The organism is Paenibacillus sp. J22P15, from assembly GCF_056269345.1.
This window is the reverse complement of sequence record NZ_JBWDNT010000003.1, coordinates 323,399-342,533: the sequence shown is the minus strand read 5'-3', so window position 1 is coordinate 342,533 and position 19,135 is coordinate 323,399. Positions and strand designations below refer to the sequence as shown.

The window sequence follows — 19,135 nt, the reverse complement described above, 5'->3', positions numbered from 1 at the left end:
TATGTAAAGCTTGATATTTATTTTTCCAATAAAGGAATTAGCTGCCGGAAATCGTTTATAAGCACATCTGCACCCTCAATCTCGGAAGCACGTCCATACGTCGCATAGGCGCAGCCGATCGTTTGGAGACCGTTTCCTTTTCCCGCTTCCACATCTGATGAACGGTCACCTACCATCCAAGCACACTTAATATTGTGATCTTTAAGCAGACGTGCCACGAGATCTACCTTGCTTGCAGTCGCATATTCTCCCGCACTGTACAAGCCGTCAAACAAAGGAGCAATGCCTTTGTACTCAGCGACTTCCTTTACATACTGCTCAAGGCCATTGCTTGCTACAAATAGCTTGATTCCAAGTGATTTCAGCTCGCGCAGCGTTTCCTCAACGTAAGGATACAGCCTTCCTTCGCCTTTTGCCAAACCCTCACTCTCATATTGGAGCAGCAAGTCATCCGCGCGTTTTCTTGCTGCTTCTGTACTGTCAGGCATGACTTTACGCCAAATATCCTCCAGCAGCATGCCTAAGCAGCTCAGCAATCGCTCAACTGGCGGCGTTTCATGCTCGTAGAGCCCTTCCTCCCGAAGAGTTTCGAACACGCGGTGATGAACAGCCACTAGCAGCGTATCCGTTTCAAATAACGTTCCATCCATATCAAATATAACAGCCTCAGGCTTTTGTAACCTCTGTTTGTTCATCGTTATATCCTCCTTCAAAGTCTGCTCTTATCATACTGGAAATTCAGAATTGTAGCCAGCGTATAGGGTCCAAGGTACGCGCCGCTTATCAGAAAAACAGTATTTTGGAGCACACGATGCACCTCTGTCATAAACACCGTGTCATGAACGAGCGTTTGTGCAATGGCATCCGCTGCGGTTACAAAAAATAAGAAAGCTGCGATGAGCGCAATGCCGTCCAAAATACGGCTGACCATACCGCTCATTTTGCTAATCCAGAAGACTAGTACCGTTCCAACTGCTAAAGTAGCGCCAATTATAATCATCATATTCCTTCACCTCATGTGACAGGATCGGTAATTTACTGCGCTCTTAAACACCTCATCCTGCTTCTTGCCAGTTGCATATTGAAAAATAGAACCGGATATGTCACACTGTGTGGTGGGTGTGAGGACGAATTGCCCTAGCAAGAAAGGACGTGACTGTTCACGTATGATAAGATGGCTGCTTCGTTCCATGACAGAATTAAGCTCACGCAAATGGATATCCCGCATAACCGGAAGATTCGCACAATCGGCCGCCAGTCGTCGATTTATTTCTCGGTTCGCCGCGACATACGGCATTAATATTGATGAAGCAGAGAAACCTCTGTCTCAATATAAATCGTTGAACGAGTTTTTTACTCGGCGATTGAAACCTGGACTTCGAGATATACACACAGGCGAAGACTCTCTTGTCAGCCCCGTTGATGCCCTTATCACCGGCGCCGGTGTGATAACGAGCGGTACGATTGTCAATGTAAAAGGTCAGGACTATACGATTGATGAGCTTCTCAACCGTTCTCCACGGACAGCAAATTATATGAATGGCTATTATATCGTTCTCTATTTGAGCCCGACCGACTATCATCGCATACATACGCCAGTCACTGGGCGAATTGTTGAGCGCGAGCATATTGAAGGTAAAGTATATCCTGTTAATGATTTTGGCCTCCGCCATATGCGCAGAGTACTAAGTCGAAACGAGCGGCTCATTACCTATATGAAGCATCATGCAGGTGAAGCAGCGGTAATCAAGGTCGGAGCAATGAATGTGAGCAGCATTCAATATGTACAGCCGCTCAAGGAAGAAATGTCAAAGGGTGAAGAGTTAGCATACTTTGAGTTTGGATCTACCGTTGTACTGCTGCTCGAGGATGGCAGCTTTACACCGCGCGACAACAGCTTGCTCGGCGCTAAAGTACGTGTGGGTGAACGACTCGGAGCACTTCACGACAGTTAAACTTCAGGGTCAACCTGATTAAAACCAAACAACCCGAATCACTCAGCAAGAGTTGATTCGGGTTGTTTGGTTTATTGACCTATCTAATTTCCGAAGGGCTGCGACCCGTATACTGCTTAAATTGCCGACTGAAAAAGAAGATATCCCGATAACCGAGCGCATCCGCTACCTCAGTCACGTTCATGCCAGCATGCATGAGCAAGTGTTGTGCACGTTCGATTCTCGTTCGAATCATATACGTTTGCACGGACATCCCAATCAATTCTTTAAATTTCATCGAAAAATAACGGGGAGACAGCTGCGCACGCATAGCAAGATCCTCTACTCGATGCGCAATACTTGGGTTTTGTCTAACAAAGTTAGCAACTTCATGAATTGCTTCCGTCAGTTGATTGCTAGCCTTCTTCTCCACGGGCAGCTGCTTGTCCTCTCTAAGCAAATGAATCATCAACTGCTTAAGAACGAGCTGCGCCTCTTCTTCCGCTGCATAGGTTTTCACTAGAAACAGCCGAACATAACGAGAAAGCATATATTCAAAGTCAACCGTGTCATTCAATTGCCGATACCGATTTGGTACAGCATCCAACTTTTCGTTGATTGCGAAATGGATATACGAAAGGACTAACGGCCGCTGTGGGTGATGAGTGGCGCTCGTGTAATCGCCAGGACGGAACAAGAAACAGCTTCCAGGCCCAACCTCATAATGTGTACCGTTAACTTCGACTTCCCCTTCTCCGCTCCACACATAAAATAAATCAAAATTGGCCATTGGCTTCTCGCGTCTCGCCCATCTCCAACCTGGCTCGCATACGATTTTGGCAAACGCAGGTAACAGGATGAACGAATTAGGCGAAATGTGCAGCATAAGGCAACCTCCTGTACAAATCTATGCCGTCATCATACAACAGCGAGAAACTTTTGCGCAAGCCACACGAAGTTACGAAAAAATTTGCTTTGTACATGGTTTGCATCTCAAAAAAAATGTTATAATAGCACCCGATAAGGGTAAACGGCTAACGCCTAATTATACAAAATTCAAATGAATGATTTCGGAAGGATGGAATAAAGTCCATGAACCCACTTGCTCAGCAATTAAACGAGACGTTACAAGCAGAAAGCCCGAACGTCTATGCGATGTTGTCAGACTTAGGCAAAGCGATTTATTTCCCGAAGGAGGGCATTCTCAGTCAGTCCGCCGAAGCGAAAACGAAAGCAACCAAATTTAACGCTACTATCGGAATTGCAACTGAAGGCGGACAGCCGATGCATCTTAAAATCATCCAAGATACGCTCTCTGCGTACAATCCGAAAGACATATATGAATATGCGCCACCTGGCGGCAAGCCGGAGCTTCGTGCTGCTTGGCGCAATAAGATGATCAAAGACAACCCTTCCCTTGAATCAAAGGGTTTTGGCACACCAGTCGTTACGAATGCATTGACACACGGTCTGAGCATCGTAGCTGATCTATTTGCTAATGCCGGGGATGCCGTTATTATTCCTAATAAAAACTGGGAAAACTATGAGCTGACTTTCGGCATCCGTCGCGGTGCCGAAATTGTAGAATATCCGCTATATAATGATCAAACACGCTTCAACAGCGCAGGCTTGCGCGAAGCATTGTTTGCTCAGAAGGATAAAGGGAAAGCGATCGTTGTTCTAAACTTCCCGAACAATCCAACAGGCTATACGCCGGGACCACAAGAAGGCGAAGAAATCATTGCTGCAATCCGCGATGCTGCGGAAGCAGGGATCAATGTTGTAGTCGTAACAGACGACGCTTATTTCGGTTTGTTTTTCGAAGATTCCTTGCAGGAGTCACTATTCGCCAAACTTTCCGATCTGCATCCGCGCGTATTAGCGGTTAAAGTTGATGGCGCAACGAAGGAAGAATACGTTTGGGGCTTCCGCGTAGGCTTCATTACTTATGGTTCAAACTCCGCGCCTACACTAAGCGCACTGGAGCAAAAAACGGTCGGTATTATTCGCGCTACCATTTCCAGCGGGCCGCATCCTTCACAAACATTCGTATTGCGTGCTTTGACTTCACCTGAATTTGAAGCTCAAAAAGCAGAGAAATACGAAATCATGAAGGGCCGTGCCAATCGCGTGAAATCCTTGCTTGACAGCGGACGTTATGGCGATGTTTGGGGCTATTACCCGTTCAACTCCGGTTACTTCATGTGTCTAACGCTTAGCGGTGTGTCAGCGGAGTCAGTGCGCGTACACTTGCTGAACCAATACGGCATCGGAACAATTGCTCTAGGCGAAACCGACCTCCGCGTTGCTTTCTCCTGCATTGAGGAAGAAAATCTTGAAGAGCTGTTCGATACCATCTTCAAAGCAGTTAACGAAATGATTGCTCAAACGGTATAACAATAGCAGCAGTCTAATCGGTTAACTAAACAAACTTACAAATAAACCCCTAAGGGAAGCATGTCTTTAAGACAAATGCAGCTCTCAGGGGTTTGTTGTTGTTTAATAAGCTAGCGAGCTCAGATCACTTCTAACCTCAATCTTCGTCCTCATCCTTAGCAAACTTCTTGTGCAGACGTGCTGGCCGGATAATAATGTAGACGACTGCAAGGAAGCCAGCTACTAACGAAGGGAGATATACACCAGATAACGCTAACGGTAAAGCAGCAAATAGCCATAACAGCAATGTAGAAACAAGCATCGCTAAACGATCAACCTTTAGATATTGCTCGATTCGCTGCTTATCCGGCAAGGGGTATACATGCTTCCAGACCGAATAACGGTGGATATGACGCAAACCGCCTAATTGAACAGCGATCAGTCCCATAAAAACGAAAAATACGAGAACACTTCCATATCCAGATAGCGATACTGCATCAGCAAACCAATAGATGATGAGACAGCCGAGAACGAGCAGTCGTAAAATAATCCCGCCCATTTCCGTTCTTAACATGGATGCTGTGTAGAGATAAACGAATGTATTGCGATTCGAATAGTTTATCGTACGAAGCACCCATGTGAAATAAGACCTTCTTGCTATGCTAGATGGCAGCGTGGGCACATCTATAAATAATCCAAAAAAAACATAATATCGCTTGCGCGTCCTAGCTTCCTCTTCTATTAACCTCTCCCAAGGAAAACCGTGTTTTCTTGGCAGGCGATACAGCAAACCGTACAGTAAACCTATGAGTAAAGTTAAGGCTGCTGCTTGCCAAGCCGGCAATGTAAGCCAAGCCGCAAGTGCGAGTCCAGTCATAGTCCAGCGCAGCAGTCGCATGAGACGTCTTATGGAGGGCCAAGTCATCTGACGTTCTTTCCATGCACCCCATACATTACCAGCCTTCAGAGCGGCAGCGACGACCGCAACAACCCATCCGCCGTTAATAGCTGGCCCTTGATTATAGATCGGTAAATAAAGAAGAAATACTATGGCTGCAAGAAACGAACATGCAATCGTGGTATGACGAAATGAGAGACGTAAATAGCCGGCCATATCCGCTTCACGCGGCATCATAAACACTACATCTCCTGCGGCAAGCCACGTTCGCAGCGGGCTCCAGCACAATACCAGCGTTAGTGCTATAACACCGATGGTCGCAAAGGGAAAGTTAGCTGGCATATGACGAATCAAGTTTATGTAGCCAATTGTGGAAGAGATGAGGATCAAGGACATAAAGGCTGGAAACCCGCTTTGCCCCATGTATCGAAAATAAGGCATGGTTTCACTGCGAAATGCTTTCGCTCTTTGCTGCCATATCATCTCCAGTTTGCTAATTTGGCTCATTAGACGTTGCCCCCAGTAACTAGCTTATAGAAGGCGTCCTCCAGAGAACCGCTGCGCATCTCCATGCCTGCTGCTTGTCTGATGTCCTCAAGCGTGCCTATAGCGACTACTCTACCGTGATGCATTACAATAAACCGATCACAATATGCTTCAACAGTAGACAAAATATGTGAGCTCATGAGAATGGCCGCACCCTTCTGCTTCACTTCAACCAGCCGCTCGAGCAAAGAGCGAATACCAAGCGGGTCGAGCCCAAGAAACGGCTCATCGATAATGTACAGCGGCGGCTCCGCAAGCAGTGCATTCATAATCATGACCTTTTGCTTCATGCCTTTGGATAAATGAGCCGCAAAGGCTTTGCGCTTCGGTACCATCTGGAACTGATTCAGCAGTTCATTTTCCCGTTCCTCGTAGTGGTTGTCCTTTACACTGTAAGCCATTCCTGTTAAACGAAGATGCTCCTCAACCGTTAACTCATCGAATAGTACCGGCGTCTCTGGCACATAAGCAAATGCGCTCCTGTATCGCTCCGTTTCTTCCTCTAGCGTGACGCCATCAACCTTTACTTCCCCTGCCTGCGGCTTCATCAAGCCCAGTATATGCTTGATTGTCGTGCTCTTTCCCGCTCCATTTAGACCGATCAAACCTACCATCTCGCCGGCTTTCACCTCAAAGGAAATATCATGCAGCACGGGTCTTTTTGGGCTATAACCGCCGATTAAACCATTTACCTGTAAAATTGATTCCATCCTATCACCTTCAACCATGCAGTTTAGTTCTAGCTAGTAAACAGCATAACGAATTATTCGCCTAATATCAAAAAAAGCAATGCAATAGACTTCCAACACGAAAAAAAATGAGCAGCCAACAGCTGCCCATTCCTTTCGAAAAACTCATTTATTTAGTTATTTTTATTTTGAAAGTAAGTTATAAAGAACTTGTGCAACTTGAGCTCTCGTAGACACATCTTGAGGGCTCAGCTTCGAATTGTTTCCAGAAATAATTCCGCCTTCTAGTAATGTCTTGAATGCATCGCTAGCATAGCTCGCGATTTGTCCTGCATCACTGAAGCTCGATACAGCAGCAGCATTCGTTTGTGCTTTAGGGAGTTCTCCTAGAACTTCAAGCGCACGATATAGAAGTGTGAATAATTCCTGACGCGTAATCTTACTGCCTGGCTCAAACTTATTGTCCTCTACACCTTTCGTTATTCCAAGGCGCTTCGCTGCCCCCAAATAATTCGTATAGTAGGTGTTGCCTGCATCAGCAAAATTACCAGTCTCTGTTTCATTAGGTACGATGCCGTATGCTTTCAATAACAAGACGATGAATTGTCCTCTAGTTACTGTCGCATTCGGACTGTAATGATCCTCATCTGTCCCAGTTGTAATGCTTCTTGCTGCTAGGAAGCTAACAGCGTTCTTGTACCAAGCTGCGTCTGCCACATCCGTAAACGTCACTTTATTGTATCCAACAATGTACTGTGAGAAGTGTGTTGTCACAAAGCTAACTGTCTTCGTTCCAGCGTTGTAATGACCTCGAATGGTTTCCAAACTGCCGGAATCCGTCACATAGTACACTACAACTGCATTAGGATCTTCACCTGCAAGCAACGTATAAGGTACACTAACTTGCACATTGCTGCCGCCAAAGGTTGAAAGCTCACTGGCTCCAGCAAACACGGAGAAATCATAAACCGGTCTATCTCCTAGTGCTACCTTGCCTTCCTCCGTCAGCTCTACCTTTGTAATAATAATACTGATGTCACCAGTTTCAGCTGCTGCACTGATGCTGTCAATCGCTTTAGCATCAAAGAGAACCGTCCCAACTCCAAGATTGACCTTTACTCCAGCCTGTGTGCTTGATGCCACCTCATTAAACGACTTTCTCGGAATGCTTAGCTCGACCGATTTGGTTTTATCCGTTGCTTCAACCTTAAACTCTACTACAGATGTTTTGCCTGCTGCTTCAGCCTTCTTAGCAAGCTCAACAAGGCTTGTAACGGCAGCTGCAGTCGCTTTCGCTACTGTTGCGCCAGTCGCATCGGTTGTTGCTGTTACCGTTGCTGATGGAGCGGTACCGTCATTGTCGCCACCAACTGGAGGCGTTGGGTTGCCATTGCCATTGCCATTTCCGTTTCCATTTCCGTTACCGCTTGAAACGGGTACATAATCTGGAACAACTACAGCTAATGGAGTGCCTGCCTTGTATCCCTCTTTTGCAGCAAATCTAATATGGTAAGTTCCTGCTGCCAAGCCGGTAATAGAAGGAGCTGTTGCCGCCTGATAGGACTCCGTTCCTGCCAATTTATATTCCAAAGCTGTAGTCGTACCTGTAATTTGTCCGTCGTTATTAGCTGTTGATGTTGGTGCTACACCTTGTAGCCCTGTCGGCGCAGCTTGCTCTTGATTGACATAGGCTTTGATCGTTACGTCAATGGCTGGACTTGCGCTGAATCCTGGTTTAGCTGCATATCTGACATTGTATATGCCCGCTGCTAAACCTGTAATGGATGGCTCTGTTGCCGTTTGATAAGCATCAGTTCCAGCTAATCTGTATTCAAGTGCTGTAGTGGTCCCTGTAATTTGACCATCATTGTTTGCTGATGTCGTTGGAGTAACGCCTGTCAGCCCTGTCGGAGCTTCTTGTGCTTGCTCTCCGTAAGCTGGAATAACGACTTCTACTTTAGGACTTGGATGATAGCCCTCTTTGGCTGCATAACGAACATAATAAGTTCCGTATACAAGGTTTGTTACAGTAGGTTCAGTTGCGGCTATATAACCCACTGTTGTATCGGATAATTTGTATTCTAGCGCTGTCGTTGTTCCTGTGATCTGTCCGTCGTTGTTAGCAGCTGTAGTTGGCGCTACGCCAGCTAGACCCGTTGGTGCTGCCTGCTCTTGAATGTACGATGGAACGACTACAACGACAGATTCGCCCGCTTTATAAGAAATAGCTGCCGGAAGTCCACCAGTATGAGGACCATTGTATCCTAGTTTAGATGCATATCTCACATTATAAGTACCTGGGACTAAGTTAGTTATTGCTTCACCGGATACGGATGTATACTCGGTTTCATTTTCCCGCTTATATTCTAACGCTTTGCCCTTCGTACCGATAATTTGTCCATCAATTTCTGCTGACGAGCTTGGTTTCACTCCGGATAATCCGGTTGGTTTTGCCTCAACTCTTGAGAAAATGCTGTCCAAAGCATTAGTATAATTTTTGTAGTTCACACCAGTAAGTCCGTTGCTTGTGTAATCAGGTTGAATATTTGTCCACGAATACATCAACTCAATATGTCCAAGAATTGGAGACCGATTGCCGTCTGTATCCTTATTGTCTTTATTGTATTGAAAGAAATAAGGAACCTGTGCTTTGCTTGCGATAACTTCTACGCCTTCTTCATTAACATATTTCACATTGTTTTTGGCTTTTTCATACTGCGTTTTGATTTCTGGCAAGTACTTATTAACCAAATCTACATATAAATTGGCATAAGGATGATTGGTGTCTCTCACTTGAAGAAACGTACCATTATGCGGGTCTTTACTCCGATCCGCGACAGATATTCCAGCATCCAACTTGGTGTCCCAAAAATAAATCTTATCGATATTATTTTTTTTCGCATATTCGTTTATAAATTTAATTGCAGCTTGCGTATTCGGGCACCATGATCCACCGAACAAAATAGTATAGTTGCCTTCACTCTCCAAAATCTTCGTCAGTTGATGATACGTTACACGCTCAAAAACGAGCTTTCCATCCGATTCATCTAAGATGACCGTATCTTTTTTATTCGTAATGGATCCATTTTTATTGAATGCCACTTTAATAGACTCGGAGCTGTCAATCGTATCGAATGAAGCAATATTTTTAAACACATCGCTAACTTGTGCCTTATAAGCATCTACTTTGCTCGCGTCCAAATCACCATTTGTTAAATAGTCGTTCCAAAGGTTCGTTGATTCCAAATGGGAAACAATTTTCTTATTGTTATAAACGAATAGGAATGGAGCTTCAATTTTTTTGGCAGAGCCCTGTGAAATAACTGTGCCCTTATTATCTTTTTTTGTATAGCTCACATGATCTGCCGCAGGAAGAACCTCATTAAGGTTCGTTAAATATGTGTTGATCAGCTCGACGTACGCTTCGCCAAAATCGAATGTATTGCTGCCGACTTTAATTTCGCTCGTCTGCGTTTCAGCAATTTCAAAAGACTCTCCATCTAATCTTGTATCAAAGTTATAAATCGTTTTTACACCGTATTGCTTCGCTACCTGGTTGATAAAACCAATATTAGCTTGTGTTTTATCGCTCCAAGCTCCACCGAAGAGGACGACATAAGTGCCTTCGCTATCAAAAAGATTAATAATATCTTCATAGGTTGCGGTTTGCAAAATATGATTCTCATCATCTAAATGATCGTATACATTATTGAAATAGTTATAATGGCTGGCGCCGCTATTTACTAGAGCTTCCGCTGCAGGAGTGGCGTGAACGACATTGACTACTGGCAAAATTAATAAAGCTGCCAACAAAAAAGCCAATAACCTTTTTGAAGTATTAAATTGTAGTTTCATATTCATTCCTCGTTTTCATTTAATTTTGTCATTCATCGTAGTGTGAAACATGAATTCTGCACTGGTGACATAAACATTTCATTTGAAATGCTGGACATGCTAGGCTGATTTGGCCTTGCATGCCCCTTTACGGTCAAAATTTATTTTGAACATAGATTAGCGAGTGACTCCATTATTAGCAATCCTCTTCATCCGATGAAGAAGAGGCAGGCTGCTGACCTTCTGATGATGACGATGAGGAGGAGGAGGAAGAGGCCGGAGCTTCAGTCGATGAAGTTGGTGCTTTCGGCTGCACCGCATCTTTCTTCACAAACGAGATCGATTTTTTCTCTTCCTTTGGTGTTGTCTGTGCTGGTTCCGATTGTTTTTCTTCTTTGACTACAGGTGCTGCTTTCGGCTCTTCTTTGACAACAACTGCTGCTTTAGGCTGGCTTTCTTCTTTTACTGATGCAACTGCTTTCCGCGGGCTCTCTTCTTTTACTGGCGCTGCCGCTTTCGGCTGCACAGCTTCTTTCGGAGTAGTCGTGCTTGCCTTCGGCTGCTCCTCCTCTTTTACTGAAGCAGTTTTCACTTCCGCATCAACCTGCTTTTTATTTGCTGCAAGACTAACTTTCGGCTTCTCTTCATTCGTTACAGCATTTTCGACTTGTGGTTGAGTGACTTCTATCGTTTCCGCAGAATTTGTTTCAAGTTGTTTTTCAACCACTGTTGTTACAGGCGATTTTTTTTCATCCGGTTCAGCGATTGTTATGTTTTTGGGCTGGTTTTCTTCAGTTGCTGCAGTAGTAATGGCTGGACTGTTCTTCACGATTGGTGCACCTTGCGCCTGCTTTGCAGATACCGCCACATAGGTTAAGGCGGAGAAGGCTACCGTCGCAGAAAGTAAAGTAATTGTTAGTTTTTTCATGATTAGAAACATCCCTTTCGTTTCGCTCATTGAGCTTGTTTTTTTCTTTTTTGGATAAAAAAAAGGAGACTCAACAAGGCGCATGAATGCGCTCCTATCGAATCTCTGGTGGTCCAGTAGATTAATCTTCTTTTGTCATCCTACAAAATGGTTTCCTCAACTCACTTTGAATATATTCCTATATTATTCCTCAAGGATCCCCCTGTCAATGATTATTTTAATTTTTCCCATCGCTTTTGTCGGATTTATTGTCATTGACCGGAGCATATGTGCGTTTACAGCATATTCCTAAGCTGGCTCACCAGCCAATTACCCCTAATAAGCACTTATATGTGCTTATAGGCTACAAACTCGGGTTACTTTGGGGCTGTAAGAGCATATGTGCGCTTACAGCATATTCCTGAGCTGACTCACCAGCCAATTACCCCCTAATAAGCACCTATATGTGCTTACAGCCCACAAACTCAGGTTACTTTGGGGCTGTAAGAGCATATGTGCGCTTACAGCATTATTTCGAGCTGGCTCACCAGCCAATTCCCCCTAATAAGCACCTATATGTGCTTACAGGCAGCAAACTCGGTTACTTTGGGGCTATAAGAGCATATGTGCGTTTACAGCATATTCCTGAGCTGACTCACCAGCCAATTACCCCCTAATAAGCACCTATATGTGCTTACAGGATACAAACTCAGGTTACTTTGGTGTTGTAAGAGCATATGTGCGTTTACAGCATATTCCTGAGCTGACTCACCAGCCAACGCACCCTAATAAGCACCTATATGTGCTTACAGCCCACAAACTCAGGTTACTTTGGCGCTGTTAGAGCATATGTGCGCTTACAGCATTATTTCGAGCTGGCTCACCAGCCAATTACCCCCTATTAAGCACCTATATGTGCTTACTGGCCACAAACTCGGGTTACTTTGGGGCTGTAAGAGCATATGTGCGGCATATGTGCGCTTACAGCATATTCCTGAGCTGACTCACCAGCCAATTCCCCCTAATAAGCACCTATATGTGCTTACTGGCCACAAACTCGGGTTACTTTGGGGCTGTAAGAGCATATGTGCGCTTACAGCATATTCCTGAGCTGACTCACCAGCCAACGCACCCTAATAAGCACCTATATGTGCTTAAAGCCCACAAACTCAGGTTACTTTGTGCTGTAAGAGCATATGTGCGCTTATAGCATATTCCTGAGCTGGCTCACCAGCCAATTCCCCCTAATAAGCACCTATATGTGCTTACTGGCTACAAACTTGGGTTACTTTGGTGCTGTTAGAGCATATGTGCGCTTACAACTACCCCAACATAGAAAAAAGACATCATCACAATGGATGATGCCTTTATAGTCAAACCTTATTTCACTTCAATTGATTTCGCCGTTCCATTGTCACCTTTGACCTGTACAAGCTGACCAACCTTCAGCAGCGAAGTATCACCCGTAATGGCTACATTCGGATCAATGTTGAATGTAGAGACGACTGGTTGTGAATTTTCATAACGAGTAATAATTGAAATTTGTGTTAGCTTAGCTTGATTGTTGAAAGTTAGTTTATCAATAATACCAATCTCCGAGAAAGTATTGCTAATAGGAGCAGACTTCGTAACCTCGATAAAGACTATGCGATTCTGATACGTTCGAACGAGCACCTCGTCGCCTGCGCGAAGAGCACTTACAGGTGATTTCTTATCATCGCGGAAAATGAATACATTCGCGTCTATTGCTAAGGAAACCTCTGTGTTATCTGCTTTAACTACCGTTAACTTCCCATCTGCAGGCGCTGCTTTCAGCTTGCCAGTAATTGCTCTCGCATCATGATCAGGCATCTCCGAATCCGTACGATCTAGAAGGGCAGCTAACTCAGCACGCGTAACAGGCTGGTTCGGACGGAACGTCTTGCCATGCTTGTCCTCATAACCGGTAATAATACCTTTTTGAAGGGCAAGAGCAACATAGCCGACAGAACCAGCAGGGATCTCTTTTGCATCCTTGAAGTCAAGCTTCGTATTATTAAGCGCCTTAGCCTCATCTTCCAGTTTAAGCGCTTTTACAAGAAGAATAGTAGACCATAGTCTAGTTGCATGTGCTTCCGGCTTCACTTCCATTTCCGTCTCGGAGAATAGATCATTCTCAAGTGCAACCGCAACATAACCTACTGCCCATGGATATTTTTTTTCTATTTTGTCCCCGTCTTTAAATTGCAGATCCGTGTTCATTTCCTCTGCAGATTCAGCTTGTTCGCGAAGGCCCATCAATCTGACTGCAGCAGTCAACGTTTCAATACGATTAATTTTCTGATTAGGCTTAAATGTACCATCCTGATAACCCGTAAATACACCCTTCGACGCTAGGCGCATTATGTATTCCATTGCCCATTTCAGTTCATCTTCATCTTCGAATTTCCAGTTTACTTTATACTTATCATCGTCTTTATCGTTCTTGTCATTCTTGTCCTCATGACGACCTTTATCATCATCACGGTCGCCTCCATGCCCTTTACCTTTGCCGCTATCTGCAAAAGCTGACGTTGCACCGCCTGCAAGCATTAGCAGCGCAAGCGAAGAAATTGCTGTCTTTTTCCACATTCCTTGTTTCATCAAGAAAGCCACACTCCTTTTTCGATTGCGGGTTTTGCCGCATTTTTTACCTTCGCCCATACGTTTCGGGAGAGGCAGTTCGATTTAAGAGGGTGGCTATCAAATTAATTTTTTATTGTTGTTCCTTCTCGGCCTCACGTTTTGCTTTCAGCCACTTAGGAGCACCTTTGTTCTTGCCTTCACGCTTGCGCTCCACTTTCTTAGGAGCTGGCTTTACCGCTGGCTTTGGTTTTGGCGCATGATTGCTTGGTTTGGCTTCTTCAAGCTTAGCAGGTTTTGCTGCTACTGGAAGTCCTTTTGTCTCAACTAATCGCTTTGCTTGTGATACTTCTGAACGCTCCGCTAGCTTCGCTTCATGACGAGCTGCAAACGGTTTTGTTGCTTCTCTCAGCTCTTCCGCGCTAAGCAACTTGCCTCTAAACATCGTCCGCTCTGTCAAATCAATACCTAGCTGCTTACGGAATTTCTCCATAATAAACAGCTCTTGCGGCGTCACAATCGATACAACCGTACCGGCACGTCCCATACGACCCGTGCGACCTGCACGGTGCACATAGTGATCCGCGTCAGATGCTGGATCAAGCTGAATAACGAGCGGCAGTCCCTCGATATCGAGCCCTCTAGCTGCAACATCCGTCGCTAGAAGCAGCTGACAGCGCCCCTCGCGAAAACGTGTTAACGTTGCTGCGCGGCGCTGTTTATCCGCATCACCATACAATGCTTCAACAGTGAATCCTTCATAACTAAGCTTCGATTCCCAGTTCGAGATGTTGTCGGTATCATTTAGAAAAAGCAGCGCCGAAGTTGGGTTGAGCAGGCGAACGAGCCTTCTCGCCGTATCCGTTTTATCCCGTTTGTCGCTAACGATAAAATAATTATCGATCGTTTGTGATACGGTATGCTCAGGCGTAACTTGAATCCGGTCCGGGTTTTTCATCCAGCGTCCTTCAAAACGAGCCATTTGATCAGGATACGTCGCGGAGAAAAATGCGATTTGGCGTTCTTTACCCACGCTGTGCAAAATGATCTCGACCTCTTTCGTCGAGCCAAGCTGAAATACCTGATCTGCTTCATCAACGACAACATTTTTGACATCATTCAGCTTGAGCTTGCGCAGCTTAAGCAGTTCATGCATACGTCCCGGTGTTCCGATAACCAGCTGCGGGCGCAGCTTCAGCTTCTCTACCTGACGCTTTAGCGCCGCACCGCCGATTAGTTGCTGTACGCGTATGTTAAGCGGCTCAGCGTACACTTCCGCTACCCGTACAATTTGCATAGCCAGCTCCTGCGTTGGAGCCAAAATTACCCCTTGGATCGCATTTGAATACGAATTCAGCTTCTGAAGCATCGGCAGCAAATAAGCGAGTGTTTTGCCGGTGCCCGTCTGTGAACGTGCGGATACATCGCTGCCGCCAAGCAGAACCGGTATCGTTCCTGCCTGTACATCCGTTGGTTCAATAATTCCATTTGCCGCAAGCTTATCCGCCAGCAATTCATTAATACCTATCTCATTCCATGTGTGCTTACTCATCTTTAATCCTCTCTCATTTAAACCTTTATTTTCGATTTAACATCCCACCGAATAGACGGTCGATTGTTCGCGGCAGCAATTGGTACAGCTTTATACCCGCAGCCGCTGTTTTCGGAAGGTCAAGCTCGGCTTTTCTCCGCTCGATTAAACGAATGATTTTGTTGACAACATATTCTGGTTTCATCATAAACCAATTAACATTTTTCACGTAAGAGCCGGAAGGATCAGCCAGCGTAAAAAATGGCGTATCGATTGGACCTGGATTAACTGCAGATACTTGAATGCCTTGTTCGCGAAGCTCCATTCGAAGCGCATTGGTAAAACCAAGTACTGCATGTTTCGTAGCTGTGTAGCTCGTTGATTTCGCAGTGCCTATTTTGCCTGCCAAAGAAGCAATATTTACGATATGTCCGTTCCCCTGCTTCACCATATGAGGAATAACAGCTTTCGAGCAGCGTACAATTCCCATATAATTAGTGTCCATCATTTGTTCAAAGCTTTCCACATTCATGCTCATAAAATTCTCAAATTTACCATAGCCCGCATTGTTCAGCAGTACATCTATTTTTCCATATTCCGCGATGACAGCTTCCACTGTACGTTTCACCTGTTCATTATCGGTCACGTCCATCTGATAAAATGAGCTTTTCCCCTTGATAGCAGCAGAAATCTCTTTCAACTTCGAGATGTTTCGTCCAGTCAGCACCGGGATCGCACCACGCTCAGCCAGCTTTACGGCCATTAACGCTCCGATTCCACTTGATGCTCCAGAGATGAAAATCACTTTTCCTCTTAACATCCATCATCACCCATTTATAATTTTACTTGATTGGTATTACAGACGCAAAAAAAGCTCCCTAAGGAGCCATTTCTGTGCTAAGATGCGATTAAAACTTGGATGTCAAGCTCTCCGATGCCTTCCATAATAAGTGGAATCGTCAATGCCTTTTGTGCAGTAAAGCCTGCTGCTTGAGCAGACTGGATAACCTTCGGCGGTGTAATATCTACTCTTACCCCTTGATTATACAGCATCGTACTGGCATTTCCGCTAATCATATTGCCAAGCTCAGAAATAGCGCTCTTCACGATTTCATCGATTTCTGAAATAGCATATCCGCCCATCATCGCGGAAACCATTTTCATAGCTACCTCTTCACTAAGCCCGAATACAATATCACCGTTCATCTGCCCGTTGAGCCCAATTTGAATCCAAATATAGTTCTCGACAAACTTGATATCCTTGAGACCTAGTTCTCCAGTCGCTGGACGTATTTGAACGACTTGCTCAATCACGATTTTTGCAGATTCAAGAAACGGGTTAATGTATTCTGCCTTCATAATGAAGATACGCTCCTTTTCGACAAAATTCGCGATTTGTCTTATTTAATTTATATTATACTTAATTCACTAGGACAAGTATACTATAAATAAAGGATATGTATCCAAAGAACTAAATTTCCTTCACGAAAAATGTAGAATATTGATAGTAATGGAGGTCTCTCTTCTATGCCTAACGTATGGGCTCATTTCATATTTGGACAGCTTGTTATGGAGAAGCTTGGAGAAAGCACACTTATTCAATTTGATGAGAAAAAAAACATATTTAATATGGGGTGCCAAGGTCCTGACTTTTTATTTTATCATCGTTTTTTTCCTTGGCAGCGAAGCGTCGCCTTGAATCGCTTAGGTACAGAAATGCATAACCGCAATTGCGGTCCCGTGCTTGTCGAAATGCTGGATAATGTCGTTGGCAGACCGGCTAACTCGCAACGTTCTGATTCTTCTATTATATATACACTCGGATTTGTACTGCATCACATCCTAGACCGGAATCTGCATCCTTATGTATTCAGCAAATCAGGCTTTCGCAAATGGGACCACCAACGGTTTGAAATCATGATGGATACGTTGATTGCACGTGAGCTTTGGGGTGTCGAAACGTGGAAAACCGCAGTATGGAAACATATTGATACGAAGGGAGTTTTCCCCCCGCCGATCGTAGATGCATTCGAATCGATTGCTAACGTATATTATGAGGAGCTCGCTCCGCTCATTAATAGAAGAGATTGGGATCAAGCAAACCGTGATTTCACGTCTGCGCAGCGCCTTTTCCATGATCCGACTGGCATTCGTCAAAAACTGACATTCGGTCAAATTGAGCCTTTTATCTATAAAAAAGGAGCTATGCCCTTTGACGTATTGAACGAAGCTGAGCAGCCTTGGCTGGACCCCGTGGATGGCAGCACCTATCACTTTGAGAGCGTCTGGCAGCTATGGCAACGAGCGCTGGATGATGCTATTGAAGTTGTAAGCGCTATCCTCATATGGTTACGAGCGCATGAAGGCCCTCAATTTACGAAGGAGGAGCGATTTCATGTACGCCAGCTGCGTAATGAAGCCGTAGCCTTAATTGACAATCGTTCCTACGAAACCGGTCTTCATTGCGACTTGGATACAGCAATCTGCTATGCAGATACGGTTTGGGCTGACCAGATTGGAATAACGAAGGCTCCTTAAATGATTTGCTGGAGCCTTCTCCAATCCTTCCCTTCAGCTTTACGATGTTAAACTATACCGCCTTACTCGTTAGGCTTCTCCGATAACGAAGTCTTATTAGCCGCAGACGCTCGTAAAGTACATCAACTGGCTTACTCAGCTGTGAAGCATCCGAAGAGCCATATACCTGCTGCAATACCGGCTTCAGATATTTATCACCAACCTGAGAGAGCGCTTCCCAGACGAGCTGCTGCTCATCCTCAGGCATCTCAACCAATTCCCTCGATATAAGTGATTCCATGTCGTAACCTTCTTGCTCCAATTGCTCTATTCTATCCACCAGTTCACGTCTTGTCAGCTCTAGTTCCGTGCCGAGCTGATCAAGCGTTCCCCCCTGCTGCACCGCAGTTAAAATATGTTTTTTTGCTTGTTGACGATCTAGCAGCGACTTATATTTCGTTTCCTTTTGTTTATACAACCACTGTGTGTAAGCTCCAGAATCCAGCTTATCAGACACCCATTGCAGTGGGAAATCGGTGTCGCGGTTAATCCCGCTCGTTATCGCAAGCACTTCTAATCCAAAGGATTCATGCTTCGCACTGCCCCAGCCGGGGATCTGCACCAATTCTTCCGCAGTCTTCGGTACAAAAGTACTGATCATCCACAACATGCGATTTGTAGCAACTAGATACGCTGAACGCTTCTCCGCAACGGCTTTGGCACGACGCCATTCACGCAACTGCTGGAAGAGCTCTTGATTGGCGTGGAGTTCACCATAACATTGCAACATCGTCACGAAACTACCTGCTGAAGTACGGCGATCATCGAGCATGCCATCAATAATTGGCGCATATCCTTCGCCCATCACTCTTGCAATCCCGTGACGAAAAGTAATAATCATTTCCTCCCATGACGTACCTTCAAACCAGGTTTGCGGCTCCCCGCTGTCCTCTTTAAGCTCCACCCACATAATTGCCCAAATCCCTTGACGCTCACATATGGATAGCTGTGCGCTCTCAATATGCTGCCCTTCACCAAGCTTCTCGAATGTGTTCAAAAATACGATTTGCATGTTGTCTCAATCCTCCAATAAATAGATGTAGTCACGAATCGGATGAAGGTAAGGTAAGCGCCCGAACAGCAGGAAAGAGTGTCGGAAAACAACAAAAAGCACCTCCTCTGCCTGTGGCAAAGGAGGTGCTTCCTCACGTTAAATGATTCGATTGACTTCATGCTATCATAATGATTTCTTTATTACAAGCATTTTGTTATTGTATAATGATTGTATAAATGAAGTGGAGG

15 protein-coding genes are annotated in these 19,135 nt (G+C 44.9%); 3 read left to right on the top strand and 12 right to left on the bottom strand.

The window, feature by feature from the left end:
* Window positions 1–17: 17 nt before the first annotated feature.
* Both AC0YN6_RS09925 and AC0YN6_RS09920 read right to left on the bottom strand, forming a co-directional pair.
* Window positions 18–695 (bottom strand): HAD family hydrolase, encoded by a 678-nt coding sequence (locus tag AC0YN6_RS09925; RefSeq protein ID WP_475746619.1) that lies wholly within the window; start codon window positions 693–695, stop codon window positions 18–20.
* A gap of 14 nt (window positions 696–709) precedes the next feature.
* Entirely contained in the window at window positions 710–1,003 is a 294-nt protein-coding gene (locus tag AC0YN6_RS09920; RefSeq protein WP_475746617.1) for a hypothetical protein, read from the bottom strand.
* Between the two features lie 163 nt (window positions 1,004–1,166).
* On the opposite strand from AC0YN6_RS09920, the gene asd reads away from it, so the two are divergent.
* A complete protein-coding gene (gene asd / locus AC0YN6_RS09915; protein WP_475746616.1) occupies window positions 1,167–1,955 on the top strand; it encodes an archaetidylserine decarboxylase in 789 nt (262 codons plus the stop codon).
* A gap of 79 nt (window positions 1,956–2,034) precedes the next feature.
* Here asd and AC0YN6_RS09910 read toward each other — a convergent pair whose 3' ends face one another.
* Complete coding sequence (locus AC0YN6_RS09910) at window positions 2,035–2,820, bottom strand: helix-turn-helix domain-containing protein (protein WP_475746615.1); 786 nt, start codon at window positions 2,818–2,820, stop codon at window positions 2,035–2,037.
* A 206-nt stretch (window positions 2,821–3,026) separates the two neighbouring features.
* On the opposite strand from AC0YN6_RS09910, the gene AC0YN6_RS09905 reads away from it, so the two are divergent.
* Window positions 3,027–4,331, top strand: a complete 1,305-nt coding sequence (locus AC0YN6_RS09905; protein WP_475746614.1) for an aminotransferase class I/II-fold pyridoxal phosphate-dependent enzyme — start codon at window positions 3,027–3,029, stop codon at window positions 4,329–4,331.
* Between the two features lie 136 nt (window positions 4,332–4,467).
* Here the strand turns inward: AC0YN6_RS09905 and AC0YN6_RS09900 are convergent, their stop codons facing one another.
* From AC0YN6_RS09900 to AC0YN6_RS09865, 8 genes are all read right to left on the bottom strand, one after another.
* The gene (locus tag AC0YN6_RS09900) at window positions 4,468–5,715 is read right to left on the bottom strand and encodes an ABC transporter permease (protein ID WP_475746613.1); all 1,248 of its coding nucleotides are present in this window, start codon (window positions 5,713–5,715) and stop codon (window positions 4,468–4,470) included.
* Window positions 5,715–6,464 (bottom strand): ABC transporter ATP-binding protein, encoded by a 750-nt coding sequence (locus AC0YN6_RS09895; protein ID WP_475746612.1) that lies wholly within the window; start codon window positions 6,462–6,464, stop codon window positions 5,715–5,717. Before AC0YN6_RS09895 ends, AC0YN6_RS09900 begins: the two co-directional genes overlap by 1 nt.
* Window positions 6,465–6,626: 162 nt before the next feature.
* Window positions 6,627–10,298, bottom strand: coding sequence for an S-layer homology domain-containing protein (locus AC0YN6_RS09890; RefSeq protein WP_475746611.1), 3,672 nt, complete (start codon window positions 10,296–10,298; stop codon window positions 6,627–6,629).
* A 175-nt stretch (window positions 10,299–10,473) separates the two neighbouring features.
* Window positions 10,474–11,205, bottom strand: a complete 732-nt coding sequence (locus AC0YN6_RS09885; RefSeq protein WP_475746610.1) for a hypothetical protein — start codon at window positions 11,203–11,205, stop codon at window positions 10,474–10,476.
* Window positions 11,206–12,564: 1,359 nt separating this feature from the next.
* Window positions 12,565–13,806, bottom strand: a complete 1,242-nt coding sequence (locus AC0YN6_RS09880) for an S-layer homology domain-containing protein (RefSeq protein ID WP_475746857.1) — start codon at window positions 13,804–13,806, stop codon at window positions 12,565–12,567.
* Between the two features lie 112 nt (window positions 13,807–13,918).
* Window positions 13,919–15,337, bottom strand: a complete 1,419-nt coding sequence (locus tag AC0YN6_RS09875; protein ID WP_475746609.1) for a DEAD/DEAH box helicase — start codon at window positions 15,335–15,337, stop codon at window positions 13,919–13,921.
* 25 nt (window positions 15,338–15,362) lie between these two features.
* On the bottom strand, window positions 15,363–16,136 hold the full coding sequence (locus AC0YN6_RS09870; protein ID WP_475746607.1) for an SDR family NAD(P)-dependent oxidoreductase: 774 nt from the start codon (window positions 16,134–16,136) through the stop codon (window positions 15,363–15,365).
* Between the two features lie 77 nt (window positions 16,137–16,213).
* On the bottom strand, window positions 16,214–16,675 hold the full coding sequence (locus AC0YN6_RS09865; RefSeq protein WP_475746606.1) for a chemotaxis protein CheX: 462 nt from the start codon (window positions 16,673–16,675) through the stop codon (window positions 16,214–16,216).
* Window positions 16,676–16,843: 168 nt separating this feature from the next.
* Between AC0YN6_RS09865 and AC0YN6_RS09860 the strand changes: the two genes are divergently transcribed.
* Window positions 16,844–17,854: a zinc dependent phospholipase C family protein gene (locus tag AC0YN6_RS09860; protein WP_475746605.1), complete on the top strand. Its 1,011-nt coding sequence runs from the start codon at window positions 16,844–16,846 to the stop codon at window positions 17,852–17,854.
* A gap of 52 nt (window positions 17,855–17,906) precedes the next feature.
* Here AC0YN6_RS09860 and AC0YN6_RS09855 read toward each other — a convergent pair whose 3' ends face one another.
* The gene (locus tag AC0YN6_RS09855; protein ID WP_475746604.1) at window positions 17,907–18,905 is read right to left on the bottom strand and encodes an HRDC domain-containing protein; all 999 of its coding nucleotides are present in this window, start codon (window positions 18,903–18,905) and stop codon (window positions 17,907–17,909) included.
* Between the last annotated feature and the right edge of the window lie 230 nt (window positions 18,906–19,135).

Excerpts from the sequence above, each read along its gene's own strand:
- AC0YN6_RS09925 (WP_475746619.1), bottom strand. The coding sequence starts at position 695 with ATGAACAAACAGAGGTTACAAAAGCCTGAGGCTGTTATATTTGATATG.
- AC0YN6_RS09920 (WP_475746617.1), bottom strand. The coding sequence starts at position 1,003 with ATGATGATTATAATTGGCGCTACTTTAGCAGTTGGAACGGTACTAGTC.
- asd (WP_475746616.1), top strand. The coding sequence starts at position 1,167 with ATGATAAGATGGCTGCTTCGTTCCATGACAGAATTAAGCTCACGCAAA.
- AC0YN6_RS09910 (WP_475746615.1), bottom strand. The coding sequence starts at position 2,820 with ATGCTGCACATTTCGCCTAATTCGTTCATCCTGTTACCTGCGTTTGCC.
- AC0YN6_RS09905 (WP_475746614.1), top strand. The coding sequence starts at position 3,027 with ATGAACCCACTTGCTCAGCAATTAAACGAGACGTTACAAGCAGAAAGC.
- AC0YN6_RS09900 (WP_475746613.1), bottom strand. The coding sequence starts at position 5,715 with ATGAGCCAAATTAGCAAACTGGAGATGATATGGCAGCAAAGAGCGAAA.
- AC0YN6_RS09895 (WP_475746612.1), bottom strand. The coding sequence starts at position 6,464 with ATGGAATCAATTTTACAGGTAAATGGTTTAATCGGCGGTTATAGCCCA.
- AC0YN6_RS09890 (WP_475746611.1), bottom strand. The coding sequence starts at position 10,298 with ATGAAACTACAATTTAATACTTCAAAAAGGTTATTGGCTTTTTTGTTG.
- AC0YN6_RS09885 (WP_475746610.1), bottom strand. The coding sequence starts at position 11,205 with ATGAAAAAACTAACAATTACTTTACTTTCTGCGACGGTAGCCTTCTCC.
- AC0YN6_RS09880 (WP_475746857.1), bottom strand. The coding sequence starts at position 13,806 with ATGAAACAAGGAATGTGGAAAAAGACAGCAATTTCTTCGCTTGCGCTG.
- AC0YN6_RS09875 (WP_475746609.1), bottom strand. The coding sequence starts at position 15,337 with ATGAGTAAGCACACATGGAATGAGATAGGTATTAATGAATTGCTGGCG.
- AC0YN6_RS09870 (WP_475746607.1), bottom strand. The coding sequence starts at position 16,136 with ATGTTAAGAGGAAAAGTGATTTTCATCTCTGGAGCATCAAGTGGAATC.
- AC0YN6_RS09865 (WP_475746606.1), bottom strand. The coding sequence starts at position 16,675 with ATGAAGGCAGAATACATTAACCCGTTTCTTGAATCTGCAAAAATCGTG.
- AC0YN6_RS09860 (WP_475746605.1), top strand. The coding sequence starts at position 16,844 with ATGCCTAACGTATGGGCTCATTTCATATTTGGACAGCTTGTTATGGAG.
- AC0YN6_RS09855 (WP_475746604.1), bottom strand. The coding sequence starts at position 18,905 with ATGCAAATCGTATTTTTGAACACATTCGAGAAGCTTGGTGAAGGGCAG.